We start from the raw sequence: 24,396 nt of genomic DNA, 5'->3' as shown, positions 1-24,396 counted from the left end.
TATCATTTAGCAACGAAAAACTGCTGTGTCGAAAACGAAATCCATGCCCGCCGCCCGGCCAGCCAGTCCGCGCCCAGCAGCATGTCGACGATCGGGGTCAAGCGGATCGGCGCAACCCAGATTAGCGGGCGCTCGATACTCTCGCCGCCGACCCGGAGCGAGCGGAACCGGTGTTCGTGCATCGTCACCACGCGCGGTCCCAGTCCGCTGACCTCATCGGCCGGGTCATTGGCGAAACTTGCCTGGCGCAGCCCAAGCCGGATCAGGCCGGGCGCGCCGATCAGGCTGGCGCTGGCACCGGAATCGAGCACCGCGCGCAACGGCGTGCCATCTACCGCCACCGGCACGACCAGTGCGTTCTCGGCCTCCATCGTCAGCGGTATGGCGGCATAGCCGCCGTTCCAGGGCAGGAACCGCCCGGCGCAGTCATGCACCCGATACAGCGTCAGGCGACGACCCGGCACATCGAGGTCCAGATCGAACAGCGACAGGAAATCGCGCCCCAGCATGCCGTCGATCAACAGCGTGCCAACCCGCGTGCGCGGGATGACCCCGACCGTCAGGCTGTTATCGTGGGTCAACGTCCGGCGAACCAGCGGGACACCAGCCAGCGTCAGGCTTCTAGGGTCGGCGTTGGGCCGGCTCTCGATCCCACCTACCCCGCTCATGGTGGTGCCGATCCAGGCGTCCCGCGCCAGCCCAAGGCGCCGCACCGCCGCTTCGCTGACCACCGAGCGCTGGGCCCCGGTATCTAGCACGAAGGTCGCGGCGATGCCGTTTACTTCAACCGCGACGGTGATCGCCCCATCCCCGACGACCAGCGGGACGCTGGCTCGGTCGTCGACCACACAGGCCGCCCGCGCCGCCGGCAGGATCAGAAGCCAGCCCAGGACCAGAAGGATGCCGGCTTTCACTCCGGATTCATGGCCGGGCGCGTGAGCACGCGCGCGAGGATCTGTCCCGGCAAATACGGTCCCGTTAGGGACGATCCCGCCACGTCATGGCCGCGCCGAGCCCGGCTTGGGTGGGTTCTGCGTCTCAATACTGATGACGCCAATGGTCTCTGGTAGCCGCGACCACCCGACACTGATAACGCCAACGGGTCGCTGATAGCCGCGACCACTCGACCCCAACCGGCAACGCTCACTCGGCTGCCCGGCGGGCCATCCTCGCCGGCGCTTTAGCAGCGGCTTTCTTTTTCGCGGCGCCGGCCTTCTTCTTACCCGTCGCGGCGCTGGCCTGCTTCTTCCCGGTCGCGGCGGTAGTCTTCTTCTCCGCCACCGCCTGCTTCGGCTTTGCCATCCCAGCCGCGGCCTCACCCACAGCCGCCTCGGCCGCCGCGTCCTTGCCGGCCGGCCGGCTGGCCGACTTGGCGCCCGCCCGACCGCCCTTGCGGGCCGCCGAACCACGCGGCTTCAGCGCCTTGCCCTTTTCCGCCAGCAGCGCCACCGCCTGATCGAGGGTGATGTCGTCCATCGCCATCCCGCGCGGCAGGTTGGCAACCGTCTTGGCGTGCTGGGCATACGGACCGAAGCGGCCCTTGCGCACGCTGACCGGCTCGCCACCCGCCGGATGCGGCCCGATGTTGCGCACGCTGGCCAGCTTCTTGGCCAGCAGATCGACTGCCCGGTTCAGCCCCAGCGCGAGAACGTCGTCGTCGCGATCCAGCGACCCAAACACCGCGCCCATTTTCACATAAGGCCCGAACCGCCCGATCCCGGCCTCGATCTTCTCCTTGGTCTCCGGATGCAGCCCGATCTCGCGCGGCAGTGCCAGCAGACCCAGCGCCTGTTCAAGCGTCAGGTTTTCGCCGTCCATGCCGCGCGCCAGCGACGTCCGCCTTGGACGCAGCTTCTTGTCTTCGGAGGTCTCGCCCTGCTGCACGTAGAGACCATATGGCCCGCGCCGGACGGTGATTTCCTCGCCGGAATCGGGGTGATGGCCAAGCGAGCGCATCCCTTCCTTCAGCGTCTCGCCGCCCTCTTCGCCGACGTCGATCGCCAGCCGGCGGGTGTACTGGCAGGTGGGATAGTTCGAGCAGCCGATGAAGCTGCCATAACGCCCCAGCTTCAGCCCCAGGCGCCCGGTGCCGCAGGCGGCGCAGACCCGCGGATCCGACCCATCCTCGCGGGCCGGGAAGAAATGCGGTCCGAGATCCTGGTCCAGAGCGTTGATGACGTCGCTGATTTTCAATTCGCGGGTCTGCTCGACCGCGCGGGAAAATTCCTCCCAGAACGCTCGCATCACCTTGCGCCAGTCGAGCTGGCCGGCCGAGATCTCGTCGAGTTTTTCTTCCAGCCCGGCGGTGAAGCCGGTGTCGACGTAATGCTCGAAGAAGCTGACCAGGAACGCGGTCACCAGCCGGCCGCGATCCTCCGGCACGAAGCGGCGCTTATCCAGCTTGACGTAGTTGCGGTCCTGCAGCACCGACAGGATCGAGGCGTAGGTGGAGGGACGGCCGATGCCCAATTCCTCCATCTTCTTCACCAGACTGGCTTCCGAGTAACGCGGTGGCGGCTGGGTGAAATGCTGGCTGGCGTCTACCTTCTGGCGCTTCAGCGGATCGCGCTCGCTCATCGGCGGCAGCATCCGGTTGTCGTCTTCGTCCGGGGCGCCTTCGGCCTTGTCGTCGGTGTCCTCGCGATACAGCTTGAGGAAGCCGTCGAACGCTACGATCGAGCCGTTGGCGCGGAGTTTTATCCCCTTGCTATCGGTGACATCGACGCTGACCTGGTCGAGTTCGGCGGACTGCATCTGCGATGCCACCGCGCGCTTCCAGACCAACTCATACAGCCGGCGCTGATCGGGGTTCAGGCCGCGCGCCACGGCGTCGGGCGTCCTTGTCACATCGGTCGGGCGGATCGCCTCGTGGGCTTCCTGCGCGTTCTTCGCCTTGCTGGTGTATTCGCGCGGCGCGGCGGGCAGGTAATTCGCGCCAAAGCTCTGTTTGACGTGGTCGCGGATGCCGTGGACGGCCTCTTGCGCCATCTGCACGCCGTCGGTCCGCATGTAGGTGATCAGCCCGGTGGTCTCGCCGGCGATATCGACGCCCTCGTACAGGCCTTGCGCCAGGCGCATCGTCTGTTGCGCGCCAAAACCCAGCTTGCGCGAGGCTTCCTGCTGCAAGGTCGAGGTGGTGAACGGCGGCGGCGGGTTGCGCTTGACGCGTTTGCGTTCGACCGCGCCGACGACGAAGCTGGCGGCCTCGACCGCGGCCTTGGCGGCCAGCGCCAGGGTCTCGGTGTTGAGGTCGAACTGGTCCAGCCGTTTGCCGTTCAGATGGGTCAGCCTGGCGGTGAACGGGGCGCCGGCGGGGGTGATGAACAGCGCCTCGATCGACCAATACTCGCGCGCCCGGAAAACCTCGATCTCGGCCTCGCGGTCGCAGATCAGCCGCAGCGCGACCGATTGGACGCGCCCGGCGCTGCGGCTGCCGGGCAGCTTGCGCCACAGCACCGGGGACAGGGTGAACCCCACCAGGTAATCCAGCGCGCGGCGCGCCATGTAGGCCTCGATCAGCGGCTGATCGAGTTCGCGCGGGTGTTCGATGGCGTAGCGGACGGCGTTGCGGGTGATCTCGTTGAAGCTGATGCGGTGCACGGCGACGCCCTTCAGCGCCTTCTTGTCGGCCAGCATGGCGCGCACGTGCCACGAGATCGCCTCGCCCTCGCGATCGGGGTCGGTGGCCAGATAAAGTGTCTTGGCGCCTTTCAGGGCCTGGGCGATGGCGCCGACCTGCTTGTCGCCGCGGGCGTCGGATTCCCAGTCCATCGCGAAATCCTGGTCTGGCCGCACGCTGCCGTCCTTCGGCGGCAGGTCGCGGACGTGCCCGAAGCTGGCGAGCACGGTGTAGCCGCCACCCAGGTAGCGATTGATGGTCTTGGCCTTGGCGGGGGATTCGACGACGACAACGTCTGACATTGAACGGTGCGGTATCCTACTCGATTGCGTCCGGCAAGAGCGCCACGCGGCTGCCGGCCAGCGTCTCTACACGCCCGGCGAGCTCAAGTTCCAGTAGAACCGCCATTGTGACCGCCGGCGTCAAGTGGCAATGGCGCACCAGATCGTCAACCATAGTCGGTTCCGGCGACAGCAGCGACAGCACCTGCCGGCGCGCCTCGGGGGGCGGTTCCAGGGCGGCCGGGGGGCCGGGGAAAGTCGGATCCGGTTCGCCGAAGCGGCGTGTGCGCGGCTGTGGTGGGCCGGGTTCGGCCGGCAGGTTGCCCAGCACATCGGCGGCGGTTTCCACCAGGATCGCGCCCTGGCGGATCAGGTCGTTGCCGCCGCGGGCGCGTGGATCGAGCGGCGATCCGGGCACCGCGAACACCTCACGGCCGGTTTCCTGGGCGATCTGCGCAGTGATCAGGCTGCCGGAGCGCAACGCCGCCTCGACCACCACGACGCCCAGCGACAGGCCGGCGATGATGCGGTTGCGGCGCGGGAAATGGCGGCCTTGCGGTTCGGTGCCGAACGCCGCTTCGGTGACCAGCAGGTCGGTTTCACCGATCCGGCGGTGCAGTTCGGCGTTTTCCGGCGGGTAGGGCTGGTCGATGCCGCCGGCGATCACCGCGATGGTGCGCCCTGTTCGCATGGCGCCGCGATGCGCCGCGGTGTCGACGCCGCGCGCCAGGCCGGAAACCACGACCATGCTCGTCGCCAGGTCGGCCGCCAGGGTCTCCGCCATGCGCTGGCCGTTGGCCGACGCGTTGCGGCCGCCCACCGCCGCGATGCAGCGTTGCCCAGCCAGTCCTGCATCGCCCTTCATGATCAGGCACGGCGGGGCGTCGTCCAGCAGCGCCAGCAGCCGCGGGTAATCCGGATCGGCCAGGAACACCATGCGAGCGCCGATGGCGTGCGTGCGCTCGAGTTCGGCGGCCGCCTCGGAACCGGGCGGAACCCTCGGCGGTGCGGGGCGGCCGCCGGCTCGGGCGAGCCGGGGCAGTGCCGCAAGGGCAGCGGCCGGCGTGTGATAGCGGTCGAGAAGCCGGCGATAGGTGACGGGGCCGACGCCCTCGGCGCGGATCAGGCGCAGGTGGTCGATCTGATCAGTCCAGGCTGGCATGGCGGCGGCGTCCCATGGTGCCGCCGGCAAAACCGCCGGGCGGGCCGGATCAGGCGCCTTTCGCGTTCTGCCGGCCGATGCGTGGTTCGGTTCCGGCGATCAAACGGCGGATGTTGGCCTGGTGGCTCACGAACACCAGCACGGCAATCGTTAAGGCCAGTTTAACGAGGCTGAAATCCTCCAGAATCAAGCCGACCAAGGGGGCCGATGCGAGCGCCGCGAGCGAGGCCAGCGATGACCGCCGGGCAATCGCGGCGACCACCAGCCAGACCGCGCACGCCGCCAGACCGACCGGCCATGCGGCGGCGATCAGCACACCAAGGGCGGTTGCGACGCCCTTGCCGCCTTTGAAACGAAGCCAAACCGGGAACAGGTGGCCGAGCACGGCGGCAAGGCCGGCGAGCATGGCGATGTCGGGACCGGCCAGCCAGTCGCCGATCAGCACTGCGGCGGCGCCTTTGACTCCGTCAAGCAGCAGTGTAGCGGCAGCCAATCCGCGGCGCCCGGTGCGCAGCACGTTGGTCGCACCGATGTTGCCCGACCCGATGCCGCGAATGTCGCCGGCGCCGGCGAAGCTGGTCAGCAACAGGCCGAACGGGATCGAGCCCAGCAGGTAGCCGAGCAGGCATAGCAGGATTGTCATGACTCCGTCGGGGATCACGCGGTCAGTCCGTCAGAGCGGGCTCGACGGCCGTGACCCCGGTCTCGAAACCATCGAGGCTGAAAACGTTTTTCTGGCCGCGGTATGCGGCCACCGCTGCCTCGCCCTTGTTTTCCGCCCAGCGCCGAAGTGTCGCACGGTCTTGCTTGTAGTCGAACAGCGGCACGCCGTAGCCACAACTGGTCTGCACCAGGTCGATCTCGAGGCGGATTATCTGGCGGGCGCCGGGGGTTTCCTGATTTTCGTAGGCAGCGGCCAGAACGGCGTCGTATTCGAGCGTGCCGCGTGGCAGTGACCGGCCCTGGCCATAAAGGCGCAGGATCATCGGGGCGGCCTCGAAGCCGCAGAACATGATGGTCAGCCGGCCCGAGGCGCGCAGATGGGCGGCCGTTTCGTTCCCGCTGCCGGTCTGGTCGAGGTAGGCCACGTTGTTCGGGTCCAGCACGCGGAATGCGTCGGTGCCGCGTGGTGATACGTTGACGCGGCCGGTGGCAGCCGCCGAGGCGGTGAAGAAGATATGCTGCTGCGCGATGAATGCGGCGTGGGCCGGTTCGATGTGCGCGAACTGCTTTGCCATGGGAGTCCTCTCGACACTGGGCGATCCGCATCCCGGCCCTTCGGTTTGGAACGGCGGCGCAGGGTTGCGTAATGATACCACGGATCGTCGGTTGTGACATGGTCGCGGTGAGCATTAGCCTCCGCCTGGTCATGGCCCCGCCACGAGCGGTGGGCACGACTTGGACATTCGTTTGGATGGTTGGCAGTCTGGTAGGGTCGCTGGCAACTTGCCATGACAGGAGCGTCGGATGGACCGTCATAGCATCTACTGGGAGGACGTGGAGCCGGGGCAGCCGCTTGCCGCCTTTACCTATGAGCTCAGCCTTTTGCGGCTCGTCGCCTTCGTTCGCGCCAGCGGACTTTACGATTATGTCCATTTCGACGGTGAGTATGCGCGCAGGGCCGGCGCCAGGGATGCGTTCATCTCGACGCCGCACGTGGCGGGCCTGTTCGGGCGCCTGCTGACCGACTGGTCCGGTCCTGGGGGAGAAATCCGCTCGCTCAGCTTCAGTATGCGGACGCAAAGCTGCACCAACGATATGCTTGAGGTCACCGGCCGCGTTGGGCGCTGCTACCGCGCAGAGGACGGCGCTTACCTGGTCGATCTTGTGGACCTCAATATCGGCCATGCCCTAGCCGCCCAGGCCCCGACCGCGACGGCCACGATGGCCTTGCCGTCGCGGTCGGGGGAGAAGGCCCGACCGCTGAACGCGACCGGATCCGTCCAGACAGACAGTTCCGCGACCGACCTTCCCGATTTCGCCCGCCCGTTCCTGGGCAAGTCGCGGCAGGCAGGAGGGTTGCCGACGCGACCGCTGACCAAGGATGAAATCCACCTTTGGTGCGAGGCACTGGAGGATTGGAATCCGCTGTATTGGGATGAGGGGTACGCTGCCTCGAGCCGGCATGGCAGCATCACCGCGCCGCCCACCTCGATGTTCTTCGGTGCTGGCTCCGCGGCCACGTTGGGTGTCGGTTACATGAAGCCCGGCGGACACATTCCGGATGCGGTGCGCCAGGGTTTGACCGGCATTCCGCTGTTGCAGTCCTTGCGGCAGAGTCTGGTGCAGGCCGGCACCTTGGTCAGTCCGCCGGGCTGTCCCGAAATTGCCGTGGTGCAGGCAGCGTCGCGTTTCTTTATTCCGCTGATGCCTGGGGACACCGCGCGCATCGAGCTGAGGATGAAGCACTGCGGTCAGAAGAAAAAGACCAAGCTGGGCGAGGGCTACTTCATCACAACGGAACGGTTGTTGTACAATCAGCGAGCAGAGCTCGTGCGCACGCAAGAGTTTACGGTTTTCCACTACCAGGTCTGAAGGAAGGCGCATGCCCGGGCCAGTCTGTCGGCGGAACGGGCGCGTACCCAGCAGGTCGCCCAATTGATAAACCAGGCCTGTCACGAAGGGATCCCGCCGGGCCGCCCTGCTACTGAAACGGGTCCAGCATCGCCACACCGAAGCGCTGGAAGTCCTTGACGTTGCGGGTCACCACGGTCAGCCGGTGCGCCACCGCGACCGCCGCGATCATGCCATCCTCGATCAAGTCGTCCTGGCGCCCCACCATCAGCCGTGCCCAGGCTCGCATCACCCTGGCGTCGAGCGCCAGCACGTTCCAGGCATTGGCCACCTGATCAATCCAGAATTCGATTTCCTCGGCCTTTGCCGGATCCTGCTTTCGGGTGATCTCCGCGCCGGCCTGCAGCTCCCCAATGGTCAGCGCGGACAAATAGAGGTCGTCCGAGGCCACACCCCGCAGCCATTCGACGACAGAAGGGTGCGGCCGGCGCTTGCGTAATTCCGATATGACGTTGGTGTCCAGCAGATACACCACTGTCTCCGTCTCGTCGCGACACACCGATCATCGGCCGGGGGCGCCGGGGTTTATATCGCCCCGGGCGCCAAGCCTTGATCCTAATCGAGCGCTTCCGCCACTCGACGATGCCGCTTGCCGCGAACCGGAACATCCAGATCGGCGCGCGCGGTTTCCGACAGCAGCAACTGCTTCAGCGTCGGCTGGCTTGCCGCCTGCAGCTTGCGCCACTGCGCGATCGGCACCAGCACCGCGGCTTCGGTGCCGCGCCGGGATACCATCTGCGGCCCATCTTCCAGACACGTGTCCAGGAACTCGCTGAAGCGGGCCTTTGCGTCCTGTACTGGCCAGATGTGCATGACTGCTCCTATAGTTGAGTGACTGGTCATATAGCTAGTCAGACTGCGGTGTAAAGTGTTTGCCGGCGTTGCCGGGGAACTTTTCGTTCAACCGCCGCCATCGATCGTCAGCACCGTCCCGGTGGTGTAGCCCGACACCGAACTTGCCAGGAACGCTACCGCGTTGCCGATCTCCCGTGGGGTCGCCGGGCGCCCGAATGGCATTGCCGCGCTCAGTTCGCGCCAGCGGCTCTCATCACCCCACTTCTGCTTCGCCTCGGCCTGGCGCAGCATCACCAACCGATCGGTCTCCACCGGGCCGGGGTTGATCGCCACCACCCGCAACCCATCCGCCGGCGCGCCCCGGCCCAGTGCTCTGGTAAACGCCATCAACGACGCGTTGCCGGCCGCGCCGGCGATATAATTGGTCGGAAACTTCTCCCCGGCGGAGCCGATCACGTTGACGATGACGCCGGCCTTGCGCGCCTTCATCTGGGCGTAGATCACCCGGCAGAACGAGATGTAGCCGAACACCTTCAGGTCCCAGGCCTGGCGCCACCTTGCGTCGTCGACGGAGGCCACGTCGCCGGGCGGGATCGCCCCGGCATTGTTCACCAGCACATCGATCTCGCCGGCCTCCCGCGCTACGTTGCGGACCGACGCGTCGCTCGACAGGTCGGCGGCGATGGTGCGCACGTTGATTTGCCGCTTGGTCCGGATCTCCGCCGCCGTCGCGTCCAGCACAGCGCCATCGCGCGCTACCAGGATCAGGTTGCAGCCCTCCTCGGCCAGTACCTCGGCCGCCGCCTTGCCGATGCCTTTCGACCCGCCGGTGATCAGCACCGTCTTGCCCGCCAGTTGAAGGTCCATGACTGCCCGCCTTTCTGTTGTTCAGTGCTTCGTTGGAAGCTTACGCCGCGGCGCCCGTCGTGAACCGGATCACGTCCGACAAACAAGGCCCGTGGACGCACGCCGCATCATACCCGCGGCGCATCATGCCCTGGGGACTGACGCTGCCGGTCACGCCGTTCGGGAACGCTCCCGAGTCCGGCAGGCTTCGCCGAAGGCGGTGAAAATAGCAACACTGTGCGGGTTGGCGGCAAACCCCCACTCCGGATGCCACTGGACCCCCAGCAGCCAGCCAGGTGCCGATGGCATCGCCACCGCCTCGATGGTGCCGTCCGGCGCCCGCGCCTCGACCATCAAGCCAACCCCGAGCCGGTCGATTGCCTGGCCGTGCAGCGAGTTCACCTCGATCCGCTCCACCCCCAGCAGCTTGGCAAGGCTGCCGCTGACGCTGACCGCATGGCGTGGGCCATAGCGCACCTCGTGCGCACCGGCTCCGCCGCGATGATCGCTCATGCCAGGGCGGAGGTGCACCCGCTGGAACAGAGACCCGCCCAGCGCCACGTTCAGTTCCTGGATGCCGCGACAGATCGCCAGCACCGGGATCCCGGCCGCAATTGCCGCGCGGATCAGCGGCAGCGTGGTGTGGTCGCGCTCCAGGTCGTGCAGATCCGGCGTCTCGCTGTCGCCGTCCGCGTAATGACTGGGATGGACGTTGCTGGGGCTGCCTGGAACCAGCAAACCGTCCACAGCGTCCAGCAGCCCGATCATTGCCTCGCCAAGCGGCGGGATCAGCACCGGCAGCGCGCCGACGCAGCCCAGCACGGCCTGCGAGTAACGCGCTGGAGTCTGGTGGAACGGCATCTCGGCGCCCAGCGGACCGAGGCGCTTGGCGCAGGCAGGAATGCCGACGATCATACGCGGATACTTTCGGGGCGGAGGCGGAAGCGGTCGGCGATCACCGCCCCTAGCATGCCACAGAACATCAGCGCCGCCATGCCCCTGGGCGTGCCGTCGGTCAGCAGCCCGACCAGCACGCCGGAGACCGCGCCCAGCCCGAACTGGAACGTGCCCATCAGCGCTGATGCACTGCCGGCATGGGCGGCGTGCCGCGCCAGCGCCCCTGCCGTCGCGTTGGCGTTGTTGAATCCTTGGCAGCCGATCACCAGCACCAGGGGCGCCACGATCGCCGCCAGCACGTGTACCCCGCTGAACGCCAGCACCAAGAGCACCACCGTGCCGCAGAACGAAACCCGCGCCACCATCGTCAGCATGCGCGACAGCCCGAACTGCGGCAGCAGCCGAGCATTGAGCTGCGAGCAGATCACCAGGCTGACCGCGCACAAGCCGAAGATCAGCGCGAACCCGCTCGGGCTGAGGCCGAAGCCGTCCTCGAATACCGGTGAGCAACCGGCCAGATAGGCGAACAGGCAGAACGTGCTGCAGCCGCCCATGATCGCGTGGTTCAGAAACATCTTCTCGCGCGCGATCACCAGGTAGCGCGCCATCTGGCCGGTCAGGCTCAGTTGCGTGCGCCGTTCCGCCGGCAGCGTCTCGGGCAGCACCTTCCAGGCGGTGATGACGCAGGCGGTGCCGTAGATCGTCAGCAGCCAGAAGATCCCCCGCCAGTGGGCGAACGCCAGGATCGCGCCGCCGATGGTGGGCGCCAGGATCGGCGCCACCCCCATCACCAGCACCAGGCGCGACATCATGATCGCCGCCGCCTGGCCCTCGGCGAGGTCGCGCACCACGGCGCGCGAGATCACCATTCCGGCCGAGGCGCCGAATGCCGCGACCGCGCGGAACCCGGCCAGCGCCGCCAAGCTGGGCGACAGCGCGCAGCCGATGGTGCAGAGTGTGAACACCAGGAAGCCGGCGATCAGCGGACCGCGGCGGCCGAACCGGTCGGACAGCGTGCCCTGGGTGATCTGGCCGATCGCCAGGCCGGCGAACCAGGTTGCCAGGGTCAGTTGCGCGGTGCCTGGTGCGGTGTGGAAACTGGCCTCCACCGCGGGGAACGCCGGCAGATACATGTCGGTCGCTGCCGGCCCGACGGCGATGAACAGACCAAGCAAGGTCGGTAGCCAGCTCGGATGGGCTGCCCGGCGCGCTGCGTGGAGGCTCATCCCGGCTCGATCTTGCGGTTGGAGGTGGATGAACGTCGTCCCCGTCGCGGTGCTTGTTGTTCTACACGTGCCGGAGAAACCTCGCCGCGGTCAAGGGTTTCGCGATCCCTTGTCGGTAGCACACGATATGTCCGGTTTAGGTAGCACACGATCTGTCCGGTGATGCTGGGCTCTTTGGAGAGCCTGGATGCGCCGGACGGAAGCCCTACAGGGTGTGCGGGTGATCAAGTTCCGGAGCGAGTTCGAGCGCCATGAAGCCGGTGAGCTCAACCAGATCGATGCGGCGGCGCTGCTTGGCGTCAACGAGCGGACGCTCCGGCGTTGGTGCGTCCGGTTCGACGACGCCGGCGAGAGCGGGCTGTTGGACCGGCGTCTCGGCCAGGTGTCGGGCCAGCGGGTGCCGAGCGAGCGCGAGGCGCAGATCGAGACCCTGTATCGCACCCGCTACAGCGGCTTCACGGCGAAGCACTTTCACGAGCACCTGCATCAAGACGGCTCGCGCCACGGCTGGATTGGCGGGCTCGATGCGATGGACCTGATCGTGACCATGGATGATGCGACGAACACGATCTACTCAGCCTTCGTGTGCCCAGAGGAGGGCACCGTCTCGACGTTCCAGGCGCTGCTGCAGGTGTTTGGCGAGCATGGCTTGCCGCTGAGTTTGTATACCGACCGTGGCAGCCATTACTTCCACACGCCGCGGGCTGATGGGCCGGTCGATCGCCAGTCTCCGACCCAGGTTGGCCGGGCGTTGGCGCAACTGGGTGTGGAACATATCGCGGCCTACTCCCCCGAGGCACGGGGCCGCTCGGAGCGTCTGTTCGCGACCTTGCAGGACCGGCTGGTGAAGGAGTTGGCGTTGGCTGGGATCGGCACGGTTGCGGCGGCCAACGATTTCATCCGTGAGGTCTATATGCCGGCCCACAACGCCCGGTTTGCGGTGCAGGCGGAGCAGGATGGCTCGGCCTTCGTGGCGATCAGCGGGGTCGACTTGGCGGAGATCTTGTGTGTGCAGGAGGACCGCCAGGTGGGCCACGACAACACCGTGGTGTTCCACCAGCTGCAGCTGCAGATCCCGCCCAGTCCGCTGCGGGCGCATTTTGTCAAAGCGACGGTGAAGGTGCGGCGGTATCACGACGGCAGCCACGCGATCTTCCACGGGCCGCGTTGCCTTGGCCGCTACGACGGGCACGGCGCGTTGCGGGCCGGTGCTTTGGGCGCGGCGGCATGACGCCCAACCAAGTCAGCGCCGGTGGATTTATGGATAACGCCAGCGCGTTACCCACAACTCCACCGCCACCGCATCAGCCGCAGCAAGCCCAAGCGCTGTCTATTTCGCCAAGCAACAGCCCCCCGGGGAGATGACGAACATCGGTCGCCTGATGCGCCGCCAGAGCGACCGTCGGTTTGTCCACGCCGGATAGGCGGGGACAAAACGGCAACAAGCGGACAATTAGAGTGCTACCTAAACCGGACAAGTTAATTAGCTATCGACACGGTTTCGCGATCCCTGGGGGTCATTCCGATGCGCCGGGCGCAGCGTTGCCGTCGGGCCGGCCAAGCCAAGGCGGTCCGGGGCCGCCGGCTTCGAGCCGAACCCTGCCGGGCTCTCTCGGTTTCGCGCTGAACGCGCGCGTTGACAGCCGGCTGTCTTTGGCTTTAGTCCCCGCTTCCCGACGCGGAGGGGTGCCCGAGTGGCTAAAGGGGGCGGACTGTAAATCCGCTGGCGTGCGCCTACGTTGGTTCGAATCCAACCCCCTCCACCAGGAACCCATCGGCTTTCCTGCCGCGGGTTCGCGAGATCGCGGAGCGTCATCCCGGCCTGAAGATCAGTATTGATCACGTGGGGGTGCCGCGCGCGACAGAGGGGGCGGACGCCGCCCATCGCAACCTGCCGCACCGTCAGCATGACTGTACATGCTGACAGTGGTTTAGCTCTTTGTTTTGTCGCATGATTCACGCGCTTTGAACGTTCCGCCGAGCGCGATCATGCTTTAACGAAACATCAATTCCTTGTAGCCGCCTTTGGCGACTTCGTCGGTCGTCCGCCTGAAATGCACACCGTTCCCGTTATAGCCGAGGACGCGGCGCACGGCCCGGCCCTCGACGTTACGGTTCACGCCGGTCTGCCAGGAATCGACCTTGGAGGAGAGCAACGGTTCGGCGGCCTTGATCACGGTCTGGGTCCAATCGTCCACCTGCTCCGGCCTGGTTTCCACATGCGTGTAGTTGTTTTGCTGCATGAACCGCAGCATGCCAGCCTGAAATTGCACACTGTGTTCTATGGCCTGCGGGATATTGCCGCGCGCGGTGTGCGGGCCCAGCACCATCAGCATATTCGGAAAACCTTCCGCGAGCATGCCGAGATAGGTGCGCGGGCTTTCGGCCCAGGCGTCCTCCAGTCGCACGCCATTCGCACCGCGGATGTCGATGCGATCGAACGCGCCGGTCACGCCGTCGAAGCCGGTCGCGTAGATCAGGACATCGAACTCGTATTCCTGCTGCGTGGTCCTGATGCCCTTCGGCGTGATGCATTCGATCGGCTCGTCTTGCAGCGTATCGACCAGCGTGAGGTTGTCGCGGTTGTAGGCCTCGAAATAGCCGCTTTCCAGCGGCACGCGGCGGGCGCCGAAGCCATGGTCCTTGGGGATCAGCTTCTCCGCAACCTTCGGGTCTTTCACGCGCTGGCGGATCTTCCTGGCGATGAAATCGCTGATGGCGGCGTTGGCTTTCTCGTTGACCCCGATATCGCGGAAATTGCCCAACCAGATGCCGAATCCGGGTTCGGCGTACAGCTTCTCCCAGAACGCTTCGCGCTCCTCCGGGGGCACCTCCAGGGTCTTGCGACGGTCCGCCTGATGGATGAACCACATCGGTGTCGTGGCGCAGTGGGCGTAGATCTCCTCATATCGGGACTTGATCTGCTCCATCTCTTGCTTGCTGATCCTGGCATTGTGCAACGGCGCGGCCCAGTTCGGGCGTCGCTGGAAGATGGTGAGCTGCTCCGCCTGCTTGGCGATCTCGGGGATCGCCTGAATGGCGGTGGCCCCTGTGCCGATGATGCCGATGCGCTGGCCGGTGAAGTCGACCGGCGTGTGCGGCCAGCGCGCGGGATGGTAAGCGGGGCCGTGGAAGCTGTCGCGGCCGGAAATGGCCGGCAGGGTGTGAGCGGATAGGATGCCGATGGCGGTACACAGGAAGCGCGACTTCGCCTGCTGGCCGCTTTCCAGGGTCACGGTCCACTGGTTCGCCGCGTCGTCCCAGTGCGCGGCTGTCACTGTGCTGCGGAACTGCATGTCCCGGCGCAGGTCGAACTTGTCGGCGACATGGTTCAGGTATTCCAGCGTATCGGGCTGGGGGGAGAAATGCTCCTTCCAGTCCCATTCCTGCATCAGCTCCTTCGAAAACGAAAAGCCGTAGGTCCAGCTTTCGGAATCGAAGCGGGCGCCGGGGTAGCGGTTCCAATACCAGGTGCCGCCGACGTTGGTGCCGGCTTCGAAGACTCGCGCGGTCATGCCGAGTTCGCGCAGGCGGTAGAGCATGAACATGCCAGAAATGCCGGCGCCGATGACGATCGCGTCGTAGATCGCGACCTGATCTTGAGCTGGCAGTTCCGCCAGGACGGGGGTGTCCGGCATGGTGTGTCTCCCCGTTTTGGCGCGCGCGGCCAAATCCGCGGCGCTTCCCGTCGATCCGGCAGCATTTGCCGCCGACCGCTGCGTCGTTGTCAATGCTGTCGCTTCAACCAGACCAGCCGTAAGGATCGGGCGACCCGCGTGGAATGAGCGGCTACGACCATGTTGGATCGCCGGTGCCCCACGAATGACCTGCCAAGGCGTGTTGTGGCCGACTCCCGAACGGCCGCTTTGGAGTGCTCAATGACGATAAGCAGACGTTTGTTCTTGGAACATGTCGACGGCAGGTAGCGACCCAAACGGCCATCCGTAGCGGGTGGTGACATCTGTCGATGATGACCGCATGCGGAAGGTTGGGCTCGTTGGAGCGGTGGGTGCGTTTGTGCTATGCTTGCGACGACTGAATTCATGAGGACGCCATGATCCACCATCTCTCGATTGCCGCGCGAGACCCGAATTACGCCGCCGGAGTGCTCGCCGAACTCATGGGCGGAACCGCGATACCGTTCCCGCCCAACCCAGGCAGTTTCTTCGCGCTTCAGCTCGACGAGCACGGGTCGGGGGTGGAGGTCTATCCGGCGGGAACGGAGATTCAGCCTGGTGGTGAGGTCGGCAGCAGCTTCGTGAACAAGGACGCACGTGGTTATGGTTCGACGCATTTCGCGCTTAGCGTGTCAACCGACGCCGATACCGTCCAAGCGATCGCTCAGCGCGCGGGGTGGCACTGCTTTGATTGCAATCGCGGCCCGTTCCATGTGATCGAGGTCTGGGTCGAGAACGAAACGATGGTTGAAGTCCTGCCGCCCCAGTATGCTCGGGAATACCTTGCCTTTACCCGTCCCGATAACGTCACGGCGGCCATGGCGAAGGCGGGCACCGCATCAGCCCGTCAGCGGTGAGCGCGAGGATCTGTTTCCGAGCGGTCTAGGCAAGTCGAACCCGTTGCGATCCGTTGCCGCTCTTCGAGCAGTACGCAACCCCATAGTCACACAAGTCCCCAATAATGCCGGTTGGGTCTTGCTCAGGCCGTCGCCTGATATAGTTCCACCTCCCACCCGGCCGCAGTCAGAGGAAACGTCTTCAACTTGTCGCGCACGGCAAACTGGTAGATTGGCTGGAACAATACCTGCAGGCTCGCCTGGTCGATCAGCGCCTTCTGATACTCCACATACAGCGCTGTACGCTTCGTCGTGTCCTGTTCCGCGGCGGCCTGCCGGACCAGTGCCGTCAGCGTCGGGTCGGGCGTCCAGTGAATGCGCTTGGCCACGCGCAGTACGCTGGCTGAGGCCCATTGATCTGTTTCTACACCGGATGGATTCCAGAAGGTCAGCACCGCGGTCGACTTACCCGTGGTGTACTGGGTCCGCAGGTTCACCTGATCGATCGGATCCAGGGCCACCTTGATACCGACGCGCGCCAGGTCCGATTGCAGTTTCTGCGCCAGAACCGCGTACGATAACCCGGACACCGCGGCGTCACCATAGCTCAACTTGAACTCGAACCCGTCCGACAGCCCGGCCTTCTGCAGTAACTGCTTCGCCCGATCCAGATCCTGGTGCCAGCCGAACTGTTTCGTGGTGTCCTCGGTCGAGCCATACAGGCCGATCGGGATGAAGGACGCACAGCGCATTGCCGTCCCACCGAGCAGGCTTTTGATGATGCCATCGTAGTCGATCGCACAGGCAATCGCCTGGCGCGCTTCCTTCACCGCTAGCGCCTTGTTGAACGCGGGCTCGTTGGTCAACGCCATGTAGACGAAATCCAGGCTGCGCAGTCCCTCCACACGCACCTGCTTGTCGTCCTTCAGGGTGGCTATCTGCTCTGGTATCAGATTGAAAGCCGCGCCGACGTCGCCGCGCTTGATCGCCAAAAGCTGCGTTGCGCTGTCGCCCATATGGCGCACGATCACATGCTCGAATTGCACCGGACCGCGGAAGTAATGTTCGTTGCGGGTCAACAGGATCTGCGCGCCACGGGTCCAGCCCACCAGGGCGAATGGGCCGGCGCCGGCGGAATGCTGGTTCAGCCATTGTGTCGCCTTGTCGGCGGTGATGGCATCGGCCGCCGCTGTGCCGCCCTGCGCCGCCACTACTTTTTGTTCCATCACGCCGAAATTCGGCCCGGACAGGATCGCGAGGATCGGCTGTGTGGGATCGACCAGCATGACGTCGACCGTCTTCGGGTCGATCACGTTCACCGCCGAAACATTGGTCACATATTGCGACGGCTGGTCCTTCAGGTTGATCAGCCGATCGAAGGTCCATTTCACGTCGTCGGCGGTGACCGGATTGCCGCTGCTGAATTTCGCGGCGGTCAGGTGGAACCGCCAGCCCTTGCCGTCCGTGGTCCGCGCCCATGACGACGCCAGCGCCGGCTTCACCTCCAGGTAGTCGCCCGGCGACATCGTCACCAGCGACTCGTAGGCCGCCCGCAAGCTCAGTGGCGCGGTGTACTGCGCCTCGCGCGCCGGGTCGAAGGTGATTGAATCGCTAATATCAATGCCCAGCACCAACGTTCTGCCGCTGACCGCGGCGTGTACCCTGGTCGGCAGCCCCGCTGCTAGCGCCGCGCCGCCGATCCCCAGCAGGCGCACCACGTTACGCCGGCCGATCCAGCCAATCTCATCCACGTTCGCCTCCCATGGCATTTTCTGTCGCAGACCATACGGACACGGCGGCACAATACAACTTGGCGCTCCGCCGTCGGTGCGGTATGCGGCGGGAAAGGGAGGGGCACGACCGCTTGCCGCGCTATATCGCCTCGCGTTTGCTTATTGCCGTGGCGATGGTGCTGCTCGCCACATTGATCATCTTTCTGATCGCCAACACGGTGCCCGGCGATCCGGTGCTGACGCAGCTTGGCGACGTCGCCGCCAATAACCCAGCGATCGTCGAGGCCTACCGCCACAAATGGGGCCTCGATCTGCCAATGTGGGAGCGATACTGGGTCTTTCTGCGTGGACTGATGCACGGCGACCTGGGCATGTCGATCTCCTCGCAGCGCCCGGTGATCGAGGACATCGCACAATATGCCCCGGCCACGATCGAGCTCTCGACCGTCGCGTTCCTGCTCTCACTGCTGTTTGGCCTGCCGCTGGGTGTGCTGGCCGCGGTGAAGCGCGACTCATGGATCGATCACCTGGCGCGCGCCGTCTCCCTGATCGGCGTTTCCGCGCCGACCTTTTGGCTCGCCTTCATCATGCTGGCGGTGTTCTACGGCTGGCTCGGCTGGGCACCCGGGCCGGGACAAATCGGCGCCGACCAGTTCCCGCCGCCGGACGTGACCGGGTTCATGCTGGTCGACGCGCCGCTGGCCGGCCAATGGGATACGTTCTGGGACGCGATAACGCATCTGATCCTACCATCGATCGTGCTCGCATCGGCGACCATGGGCCTGATCACGCGCACCACCCGCGCCGCGATGCTGGAAGTGCTGTCGCAGGACTACATCCGGGTCGCGCGCGCGAAAGGGCTGCTTCGGCGCGCCATCATGCTGGGTCACGCACTGCCCAACGCCCTGCTGCCAGTGGTCACGCTGGGCGGCCTGGCGTACGCGCAATTGCTGACCGGCACGGTGCTGACGGAGACCATCTTCTCCTGGCCCGGTCTGGGCCGCTATACTTTCCAGAGCGCGGTGATCCTCGATTTCCCGGCGATCATGGGCGTTACCCTGGTGGTCGCGGTTGTCTATGTGATCGTCAACCTGGTGGTCGACGTTTCGTATGCCTTGCTCGATCCACGGGTGATGCGCCGATGACGCCGCCAGCCGCCGGCGCCGCGCTGAGCAACGAAGCGGCCGCGATGCTGGCCGACACGACGGACTCAGGTGCCGGCCGCCGCTGGCGCCGGCGCTATCTGCTGGCCGCCCTGGGTGGCGCGGTGGTCCTGATCTGGCTGGTGGCCGCCGTGCTTGCGCCGTGGATCACACCCTACGCGCCCGATACAGTGAACGTCGCCGGACGCCTTGCGGCACCCTCCACGGCGCATTGGTTCGGCACCGACGAACTCGGGCGCGACGTCCTGACGCGGATCGTCTACGGCGCGCGTACCTCCTTGACGGTCGGCTTCACCGTCGTGCTGATCGGCGGCGCAGCCGGCACACTGGTCGGCGCTGTTGCGGCCTATGCGCGCGGCTGGGCCGAGGAAATCCTGATGCGCGCCACCGATCTGATGTTTTGCTTTCCACCCATCATCCTGGCAATGGCGATCGCCGCGGCGCTGGGCATCGGCACGCGCAACACGGTGATCGCCATGCTCATTGTGTGGTGGCCGAAATTCGCCCGGCTGGCACGCAGCCTTGTGCTGGGCCAGCGCTCGCTGGAATACGTTGCGGCGGCACGTACTATCGGTTTTTCCCCCGTGCATATCCTATTTCGCCAGATCATGCCCAACGCGCTTGGTCCACTGGTCGTGCTGGTGACGCTGGACCTCGGCAATGCCATCCTGGTGTTTGCTGGCCTATCTTTCCTCGGCCTTGGCGTGGTGCCGCCGACGCCCGAATGGGGCTCCATGGTCTCTGAAGGCCGCGAACTGGTATCGCAATGGTGGGTTGCGACCTTTCCCGGTCTCGCGATCCTGACGGTCGTGATCGGCTTCAATTTCGTCGGCGACGGCCTGCGCGACTGGTTGGACCCGCATGCCAGACGACGCTGAAGTGCCAGGCGCAGGAGTGCCAGACGCTGACATGTCAGCCGGGGAAATGTCAGCCGGGAACCTGCCAGATAGGGCTGTGCCACTGCTACAGGTCAGCGACCTGCGCACCTGGTTCTTCACCGACGCCGGCGTGGTGCGTGCGGTCGACGGCGTCAGCTTTACACTGCACCGCGGCGAGACGCTGGGCATCGTCGGTGAATCCGGCTCCGGCAAGAGCGTCGCGGCGAAGTCGATCATGAACCTGCTGGAGGAACCGGCTCGTATCGTCGCCGGTTCGATCCGTTTCGACGGCCAGGAGATCACCGCATTGTCGGAGAATGCACTGCGCGACATCCGCGGTGCCGAGATAGCGATGGTCTTCCAGGACCCGATGACCTCGCTTAATCCGGTGCTCCGCATCTCGCGACAGTTGGTCGAGACGATGACGGCGCATCAGCGTTTCACGCCGGAGGCGGCACGCACCCGGGCGGCGTCGCTGCTGAGCCGCATGGGCATCGCACAGCCAGAGGATGTGCTGGACTCCTGGCCACACCAGTTCTCCGGCGGGATGCGCCAGCGCGTGATGCTGGCGATGGGATTTTCCAATGAACCCTCGCTGATCCTGGCCGATGAGCCGACCACGGCGCTGGACGTGACGATCCAGGCGCAGATCCTGGACCTATTGCGCGCGCTGAATTCCGATATGGGCACCGCGGTGATCCTGATTAGCCACGACCTCGGTGTGATCGCCACGATCTGCTCACGCGTGCTGGTGATGTATGCCGGCGAGGTGGTCGAGGAAGGCCGGCCGCAGGACCTGCTGATCGATCCCCGCCATCCCTACACCTGGGCGCTGCTGCATGCCGCGCCGCGGCTGGATGGCATAGAGACCAGCGATCGGCGGCTGGCGACAATTGAAGGCCAGCCGCCCGACGCGCGCGACTGGCCCGAGGGCTGTCGCTTCCGCGCGCGTTGTCCCTTTGCGGTCGATGCGTGTTCGGAGCATCCGGCACTGCTGCCGATCGCGGCCGAGCGCAGCGCCCGTTGCTGGGTCACTCAAGGTGGCACGCGACTGGCGCCGCCACAGGCGCGTGCCACCGCGGTGGCTTCGCGCCCGCCCGCTGGACCGAAGCCGTTGCTGAAGGTGCAAGGCCTGGTCAAGCACTTCGAACTGCCGCGCGAGAACTTCCTGGAGCGGCGGCGCGTGCTGCGCGCGGTGGACGGCGTAGACCTGGAAGTCTTCCCCGGCGAGACCGTCGGCCTGGTCGGAGAGTCCGGCTGCGGGAAATCTACGCTGGCGCGCGTGGTCATGCGACTGGAGCAGCCGACTGGCGGACGCATCTTGTTCGACGGGCAAGACATCTCCCACGCGTCGCAATCGGCGATCCGGCCGTTGCGCCGGCGGATGCAGATGATCTTTCAGGACCCTTATGCCTCGCTCAATCCGCGCATGGATGTGGGCGAGACCCTATCCGGGGCACTGCATTTGCATGGGTTGGCAAGCAGCGCATCGGACGCGCGCGCACGGGTCGACGCTCTGCTTGACCTGGTGGGGTTACCGCCGGCCGCGGCGCGGCGATTTCCGCACGAGTTCTCGGGGGGACAGCGCCAACGCATCTCGATCGCGCGCGCGCTGGCGGTGGAACCGGCTTTCGTGGTCGGGGACGAACCGATCTCGGCGCTGGATGTGAACATCCAGGCGCAAATCATCAACCTGATGATCGGACTGCAGGAGCGGCTGCGCCTGACCTACCTGTTCATTGCGCATGATCTGGCAGTGGTGCGCCACATCTCCGATCGGATCGTGGTGCTGTATCTTGGCCGCGTGGTGGAATCCGCCAAGGCTGCCGAGTTGTTTCGCCGCCCGCTGCATCCTTACACGGCCAGCCTGATCTCCGCCGTGCCCACGCTCGATGCGGCGCGGACCCGCAAGCGGATCCTGCTGACCGGGGAAATCCCAAGCCCAATCAACCCTCCGTCGGGGTGCCTTTTCCGCACCCGCTGTCCGGCCGCGGCATCGCGCTGTGCCGCCGAGGCGCCGGCCCTCATGGAGGTCGCAACCGGCCATCGCGTGGCGTGCCATTTCCCCGGTGTGGTGGTGGCCGAATAGGTGGGAACGGCCCCACGCAATGGTGGCTTGCTGCTGGGCGCCCACTCAATAGCATCTGGAAAAGTCCCTGCTGCTCGTGATTCTACAATTTATGAACATCTGAATTGGCACCCCTCCACCATCGCCAAACTGCCGTCGTTCGGTGCCGACCCCGCCACCGGTTTGACATTCACCCGCAGCGATGCGATCCAAAACCGAACAGGAACCGGAGCCGCTTGTGAACGATGCGCCACCGCACGGCGACACGCCGCTGCGATCGATCGATGCCGTCGAACACGGCCTGAGCCAGGCCGGCTACATCGCCAGCCGCCAGATCTCCACCGCCATCTACATGGCGCGCCACCTGAACAAGCCGATCCTGGTCGAAGGGCCGGCCGGCGTCGGCAAGACCGAGCTGGCGAAATCCGTCGCCGCCTGGCTGAAGCTGCCGCTGATCCGCATGCAGTGCTACGAGGGCCTTGACGAGTCCAAGGCGCTGTATGAATGGAAATACGGCAAGCAGTTGCTCTATACCCAGATCCTGAAGGACAAGATCAACGCGGTGATCGGCGACGCCGACACCCTGACCGCCGCACTCGACAAGCTGCATGCCTTCGGCGACGTGTTCTTTTCGCCCCAGTTCCTCGAACCTCGCCCGTTGCTGCGCTCGCTGCAGGAACCCGGCGGTTCGGTCTTGCTGATCGACGAAATCGACAAATCCGACCAGGAGTTCGAGGCCTTCCTACTGGAGATCCTGTCCGACTACCAGGTCACCATCCCCGAAATCGGCACCATCGGTGCCGCCGTGCCGCCGATTGTGCTGCTGACGTCGAACAGCACCCGCGACCTCGGCGACGCGCTGAAACGACGCTGCCTGCATCTGCATATCGGGTTTCCCGACGACCGGCTGGAGGCTCGGATCATCGCCTCCCGCGTGCCCGGCATCGATGCCAGCCTGCTCAAGCAACTGGTCAGCTTCGTCCAGGCGCTGCGCGGTCTGGACCTGAAGAAGGTTCCATCCGTCAGTGAAACCATCGACTGGGCCCGCATCCTGCTGCTGCTGCACACCTCGGTGCTTGAGGTCGACCTGGTGCGCGACACGCTGAACGTACTGCTGAAGTTCGAGGCCGATATCGAGGCTGCCAAGCGCCAGCTCGCCGGCCTCACCCACAAGGCGAGGCAAGACGCCGGCCTGACCTGATGTCAAATCGACCCGATGCCGGCCTGACCTGATGCCAGCCCTGTCCGACGCCGTCGCCCCCGCCAGCGAGCCGTTGCGGCGTTTCCTACAGGTCGCCCGCGGCGCCGGTCTGCGCGTGTCCGCCGCCGAGGGGATCGATGCTGCCCGCGCGGTCGATCTGGTCGGCTTCTCCGACCGCACCATCCTCAAGGATACACTGGGCCTGCTGCTGGCCAAGACGCCGGAGGAAAAAACCGCCTACGACGAGGTCTTCGACCTCTATTTCCAACGCGACGAAATCGCCGCCGGTGGCGATCCAGCCGAGGCCGCCGAGCCGGGCTCGGACCAGCAACCGCCAACGCCGAACGCTGCCGGCGATGGCGTCGGCGGCCAGGGCGGCCAGTCACTCGGATCCTTACTTGAGCAGGACGATCGCGCGACGCTGGCAACCGCGATGGAACAGGCGGCGCGCGACTCCGGCATCGAAAACATCCGCTTCTTCACGCAACGAAATCTCTATGCCCGCCGCATCCTCGACCGCATGGGCTTGCGCCCGCTGGAGCGCGACATCGAGCAGATGCGCAAATCGGCCACCCCGGAAGGCCTCAACCGGGCGCAATTCCTGCACTCCAGGGTCGAGGCGTTGCGCGACTCGGTGCGTGACTTGGTCGAACGCAACCTGCTGCTGTTCGCCCGCGGCGACACCGAGAAATTCCGCGAGGAATTGCTCAAATCCGCCCGGCTGTCCAATCTGGAACGGCGCGATCTCGATCGCATGCACATCCTGGTGCGGCAGATGGCAAAAAAACTCGCCGCGCGCTACGCCAAGCCCAGGCGGCGGCGGTTGCGCGGCCAGCTCGATACCAGGCGCACCCTGCGGCGCAACATGGGCTGGGGCGGCATCCCGTTCATCACGGTATGGAAACAGAGACGCATCGAAAAGCCGCGCGTCATGGTGCTGTGCGACGTCTCCGGATCGGTCGCCGCCATGGCGCAGTTCCTGCTGATGTTCGTCTACGCGGTCAACGAGGCGCTGTCCGACATCCGCTCCTTCGCCTTCGCCGGATCGCTGATCGAGGTGTCGGAGATCCTGGAAAAACACCCGGTCGAGGACGCCATCGCGCGGATCATGTCGCTGATCGGCTTCGGGTCGTCGAACTACGGCAACGCGCTGGCCGATTTCGAGGATGGCTGGATGCGTTTCGTTACCAACAAGACCACCGTCATCATCCTGGGCGACGCTCGCGGCAATCGCAACGATCCGCGCACTGACATCCTGGCGCGGCTGTCGCAACGCTGCAAACGCGTGATCTGGCTGAATCCGGAATACCGCTCGGCCTGGGGTACTGGCGATTCCGACATGTACCGCTACGCCCCGTTCTGCAACCTGGCAACGGTCTGCAACACACTGCGCCATCTGGAACGCACCATCACCGACATCCTGGATCACGCCGCCTGAAC

The 24,396-nt window shown here is 65.6% G+C and carries 20 protein-coding genes and 1 tRNA gene; 9 read left to right on the top strand and 12 right to left on the bottom strand.

Annotated elements, in window-relative coordinates; translation table 11 throughout:
• Positions 1-2: 2 nt before the first annotated feature.
• From ACQY4T_RS24370 to ACQY4T_RS24350, 5 genes are all read right to left on the bottom strand, one after another.
• Complete coding sequence (locus tag ACQY4T_RS24370; RefSeq protein WP_428535940.1) at positions 3-914, bottom strand: retroviral-like aspartic protease family protein; 912 nt, start codon at positions 912-914, stop codon at positions 3-5.
• Between the two features lie 229 nt (positions 915-1,143).
• Positions 1,144-3,921, bottom strand: coding sequence for a type I DNA topoisomerase (topA, locus tag ACQY4T_RS24365; RefSeq protein WP_428535938.1), 2,778 nt, complete (start codon positions 3,919-3,921; stop codon positions 1,144-1,146).
• Positions 3,922-3,937: 16 nt separating this feature from the next.
• On the bottom strand, positions 3,938-5,062 hold the full coding sequence (dprA, locus tag ACQY4T_RS24360) for a DNA-processing protein DprA (protein ID WP_428535936.1): 1,125 nt from the start codon (positions 5,060-5,062) through the stop codon (positions 3,938-3,940).
• A 49-nt stretch (positions 5,063-5,111) separates the two neighbouring features.
• Complete coding sequence (gene plsY / locus ACQY4T_RS24355) at positions 5,112-5,705, bottom strand: glycerol-3-phosphate 1-O-acyltransferase PlsY (protein ID WP_428543061.1); 594 nt, start codon at positions 5,703-5,705, stop codon at positions 5,112-5,114.
• Between the two features lie 22 nt (positions 5,706-5,727).
• Entirely contained in the window at positions 5,728-6,300 is a 573-nt protein-coding gene (locus ACQY4T_RS24350) for a pyridoxamine 5'-phosphate oxidase family protein (protein WP_428535934.1), read from the bottom strand.
• A 229-nt stretch (positions 6,301-6,529) separates the two neighbouring features.
• On the opposite strand from ACQY4T_RS24350, the gene ACQY4T_RS24345 reads away from it, so the two are divergent.
• Positions 6,530-7,597 (top strand): FAS1-like dehydratase domain-containing protein, encoded by a 1,068-nt coding sequence (locus ACQY4T_RS24345; protein WP_428535932.1) that lies wholly within the window; start codon positions 6,530-6,532, stop codon positions 7,595-7,597.
• Between the two features lie 109 nt (positions 7,598-7,706).
• Here ACQY4T_RS24345 and ACQY4T_RS24340 read toward each other — a convergent pair whose 3' ends face one another.
• From ACQY4T_RS24340 to ACQY4T_RS24320, 5 genes are all read right to left on the bottom strand, one after another.
• Positions 7,707-8,108, bottom strand: coding sequence for a type II toxin-antitoxin system VapC family toxin (locus ACQY4T_RS24340; RefSeq protein WP_428535930.1), 402 nt, complete (start codon positions 8,106-8,108; stop codon positions 7,707-7,709).
• Between the two features lie 83 nt (positions 8,109-8,191).
• Positions 8,192-8,449, bottom strand: coding sequence for a type II toxin-antitoxin system Phd/YefM family antitoxin (locus tag ACQY4T_RS24335; RefSeq protein ID WP_428535928.1), 258 nt, complete (start codon positions 8,447-8,449; stop codon positions 8,192-8,194).
• 87 nt (positions 8,450-8,536) lie between these two features.
• Positions 8,537-9,298, bottom strand: coding sequence for a short-chain dehydrogenase/reductase (locus tag ACQY4T_RS24330; RefSeq protein ID WP_428535926.1), 762 nt, complete (start codon positions 9,296-9,298; stop codon positions 8,537-8,539).
• A gap of 150 nt (positions 9,299-9,448) precedes the next feature.
• Positions 9,449-10,192: a gamma-glutamyl-gamma-aminobutyrate hydrolase family protein gene (locus tag ACQY4T_RS24325; protein WP_428535924.1), complete on the bottom strand. Its 744-nt coding sequence runs from the start codon at positions 10,190-10,192 to the stop codon at positions 9,449-9,451.
• Entirely contained in the window at positions 10,189-11,400 is a 1,212-nt protein-coding gene (locus ACQY4T_RS24320) for a multidrug effflux MFS transporter (protein WP_428535922.1), read from the bottom strand. The genes ACQY4T_RS24325 and ACQY4T_RS24320 overlap by 4 nt, the downstream gene beginning before the upstream one ends.
• Positions 11,401-11,587: 187 nt before the next feature.
• Between ACQY4T_RS24320 and ACQY4T_RS24315 the strand changes: the two genes are divergently transcribed.
• The gene (locus tag ACQY4T_RS24315) at positions 11,588-12,631 is read left to right on the top strand and encodes a helix-turn-helix domain-containing protein (protein ID WP_428535920.1); all 1,044 of its coding nucleotides are present in this window, start codon (positions 11,588-11,590) and stop codon (positions 12,629-12,631) included.
• Positions 12,632-13,080: 449 nt separating this feature from the next.
• Positions 13,081-13,166 (top strand) — tRNA-Tyr (locus tag ACQY4T_RS24310).
• A gap of 228 nt (positions 13,167-13,394) precedes the next feature.
• On the opposite strand, the gene ACQY4T_RS24305 is transcribed toward ACQY4T_RS24310, so the two are convergent.
• A complete protein-coding gene (locus tag ACQY4T_RS24305; RefSeq protein ID WP_428535918.1) occupies positions 13,395-15,038 on the bottom strand; it encodes a flavin-containing monooxygenase in 1,644 nt (547 codons plus the stop codon).
• 416 nt (positions 15,039-15,454) lie between these two features.
• Between ACQY4T_RS24305 and ACQY4T_RS24300 the strand changes: the two genes are divergently transcribed.
• Complete coding sequence (locus ACQY4T_RS24300) at positions 15,455-15,934, top strand: hypothetical protein (RefSeq protein ID WP_428535916.1); 480 nt, start codon at positions 15,455-15,457, stop codon at positions 15,932-15,934.
• A 122-nt stretch (positions 15,935-16,056) separates the two neighbouring features.
• Here ACQY4T_RS24300 and ACQY4T_RS24295 read toward each other — a convergent pair whose 3' ends face one another.
• Entirely contained in the window at positions 16,057-17,664 is a 1,608-nt protein-coding gene (locus ACQY4T_RS24295) for an ABC transporter substrate-binding protein (protein WP_428535914.1), read from the bottom strand.
• Positions 17,665-17,777: 113 nt separating this feature from the next.
• Here ACQY4T_RS24295 and ACQY4T_RS24290 point away from each other — a divergent pair, with 113 nt between their 5' ends.
• The 5 genes from ACQY4T_RS24290 to ACQY4T_RS24270 all read left to right on the top strand — a co-directional run bounded on the left by ACQY4T_RS24290 (position 17,778) and on the right by ACQY4T_RS24270 (position 24,394).
• Entirely contained in the window at positions 17,778-18,791 is a 1,014-nt protein-coding gene (locus ACQY4T_RS24290; protein ID WP_428535912.1) for an ABC transporter permease, read from the top strand.
• On the top strand, positions 18,788-19,687 hold the full coding sequence (locus tag ACQY4T_RS24285) for an ABC transporter permease (protein WP_428535910.1): 900 nt from the start codon (positions 18,788-18,790) through the stop codon (positions 19,685-19,687). The genes ACQY4T_RS24290 and ACQY4T_RS24285 overlap by 4 nt, the downstream gene beginning before the upstream one ends.
• 76 nt (positions 19,688-19,763) lie before the next feature.
• Complete coding sequence (locus ACQY4T_RS24280) at positions 19,764-21,776, top strand: dipeptide ABC transporter ATP-binding protein (RefSeq protein WP_428535908.1); 2,013 nt, start codon at positions 19,764-19,766, stop codon at positions 21,774-21,776.
• A 217-nt stretch (positions 21,777-21,993) separates the two neighbouring features.
• Positions 21,994-22,956, top strand: a complete 963-nt coding sequence (locus ACQY4T_RS24275) for an AAA family ATPase (protein ID WP_428535906.1) — start codon at positions 21,994-21,996, stop codon at positions 22,954-22,956.
• A gap of 31 nt (positions 22,957-22,987) precedes the next feature.
• Complete coding sequence (locus ACQY4T_RS24270; RefSeq protein ID WP_428535904.1) at positions 22,988-24,394, top strand: vWA domain-containing protein; 1,407 nt, start codon at positions 22,988-22,990, stop codon at positions 24,392-24,394.
• Positions 24,395-24,396: the final 2 nt, after the last annotated feature.

The organism is Rhodopila sp., assembly GCF_965277825.1.
Lineage (GTDB): Bacteria > Pseudomonadota > Alphaproteobacteria > Acetobacterales > Acetobacteraceae > Rhodopila.
This window is presented reverse-complemented; position numbering and strand designations above follow the sequence as displayed.

Excerpts from the sequence above, each read along its gene's own strand:
- topA (WP_428535938.1), bottom strand. The coding sequence starts at position 3,921 with ATGTCAGACGTTGTCGTCGTCGAATCCCCCGCCAAGGCCAAGACCATC.
- dprA (WP_428535936.1), bottom strand. The coding sequence starts at position 5,062 with ATGCCAGCCTGGACTGATCAGATCGACCACCTGCGCCTGATCCGCGCC.
- plsY (WP_428543061.1), bottom strand. The coding sequence starts at position 5,705 with ATGACAATCCTGCTATGCCTGCTCGGCTACCTGCTGGGCTCGATCCCG.
- ACQY4T_RS24350 (WP_428535934.1), bottom strand. The coding sequence starts at position 6,300 with ATGGCAAAGCAGTTCGCGCACATCGAACCGGCCCACGCCGCATTCATC.
- ACQY4T_RS24345 (WP_428535932.1), top strand. The coding sequence starts at position 6,530 with ATGGACCGTCATAGCATCTACTGGGAGGACGTGGAGCCGGGGCAGCCG.
- ACQY4T_RS24335 (WP_428535928.1), bottom strand. The coding sequence starts at position 8,449 with ATGCACATCTGGCCAGTACAGGACGCAAAGGCCCGCTTCAGCGAGTTC.
- ACQY4T_RS24330 (WP_428535926.1), bottom strand. The coding sequence starts at position 9,298 with ATGGACCTTCAACTGGCGGGCAAGACGGTGCTGATCACCGGCGGGTCG.
- ACQY4T_RS24325 (WP_428535924.1), bottom strand. The coding sequence starts at position 10,192 with ATGATCGTCGGCATTCCTGCCTGCGCCAAGCGCCTCGGTCCGCTGGGC.
- ACQY4T_RS24320 (WP_428535922.1), bottom strand. The coding sequence starts at position 11,400 with ATGAGCCTCCACGCAGCGCGCCGGGCAGCCCATCCGAGCTGGCTACCG.
- ACQY4T_RS24315 (WP_428535920.1), top strand. The coding sequence starts at position 11,588 with ATGCGCCGGACGGAAGCCCTACAGGGTGTGCGGGTGATCAAGTTCCGG.
- ACQY4T_RS24305 (WP_428535918.1), bottom strand. The coding sequence starts at position 15,038 with ATGCCGGACACCCCCGTCCTGGCGGAACTGCCAGCTCAAGATCAGGTC.
- ACQY4T_RS24300 (WP_428535916.1), top strand. The coding sequence starts at position 15,455 with ATGATCCACCATCTCTCGATTGCCGCGCGAGACCCGAATTACGCCGCC.
- ACQY4T_RS24285 (WP_428535910.1), top strand. The coding sequence starts at position 18,788 with ATGACGCCGCCAGCCGCCGGCGCCGCGCTGAGCAACGAAGCGGCCGCG.
- ACQY4T_RS24270 (WP_428535904.1), top strand. The coding sequence starts at position 22,988 with ATGCCAGCCCTGTCCGACGCCGTCGCCCCCGCCAGCGAGCCGTTGCGG.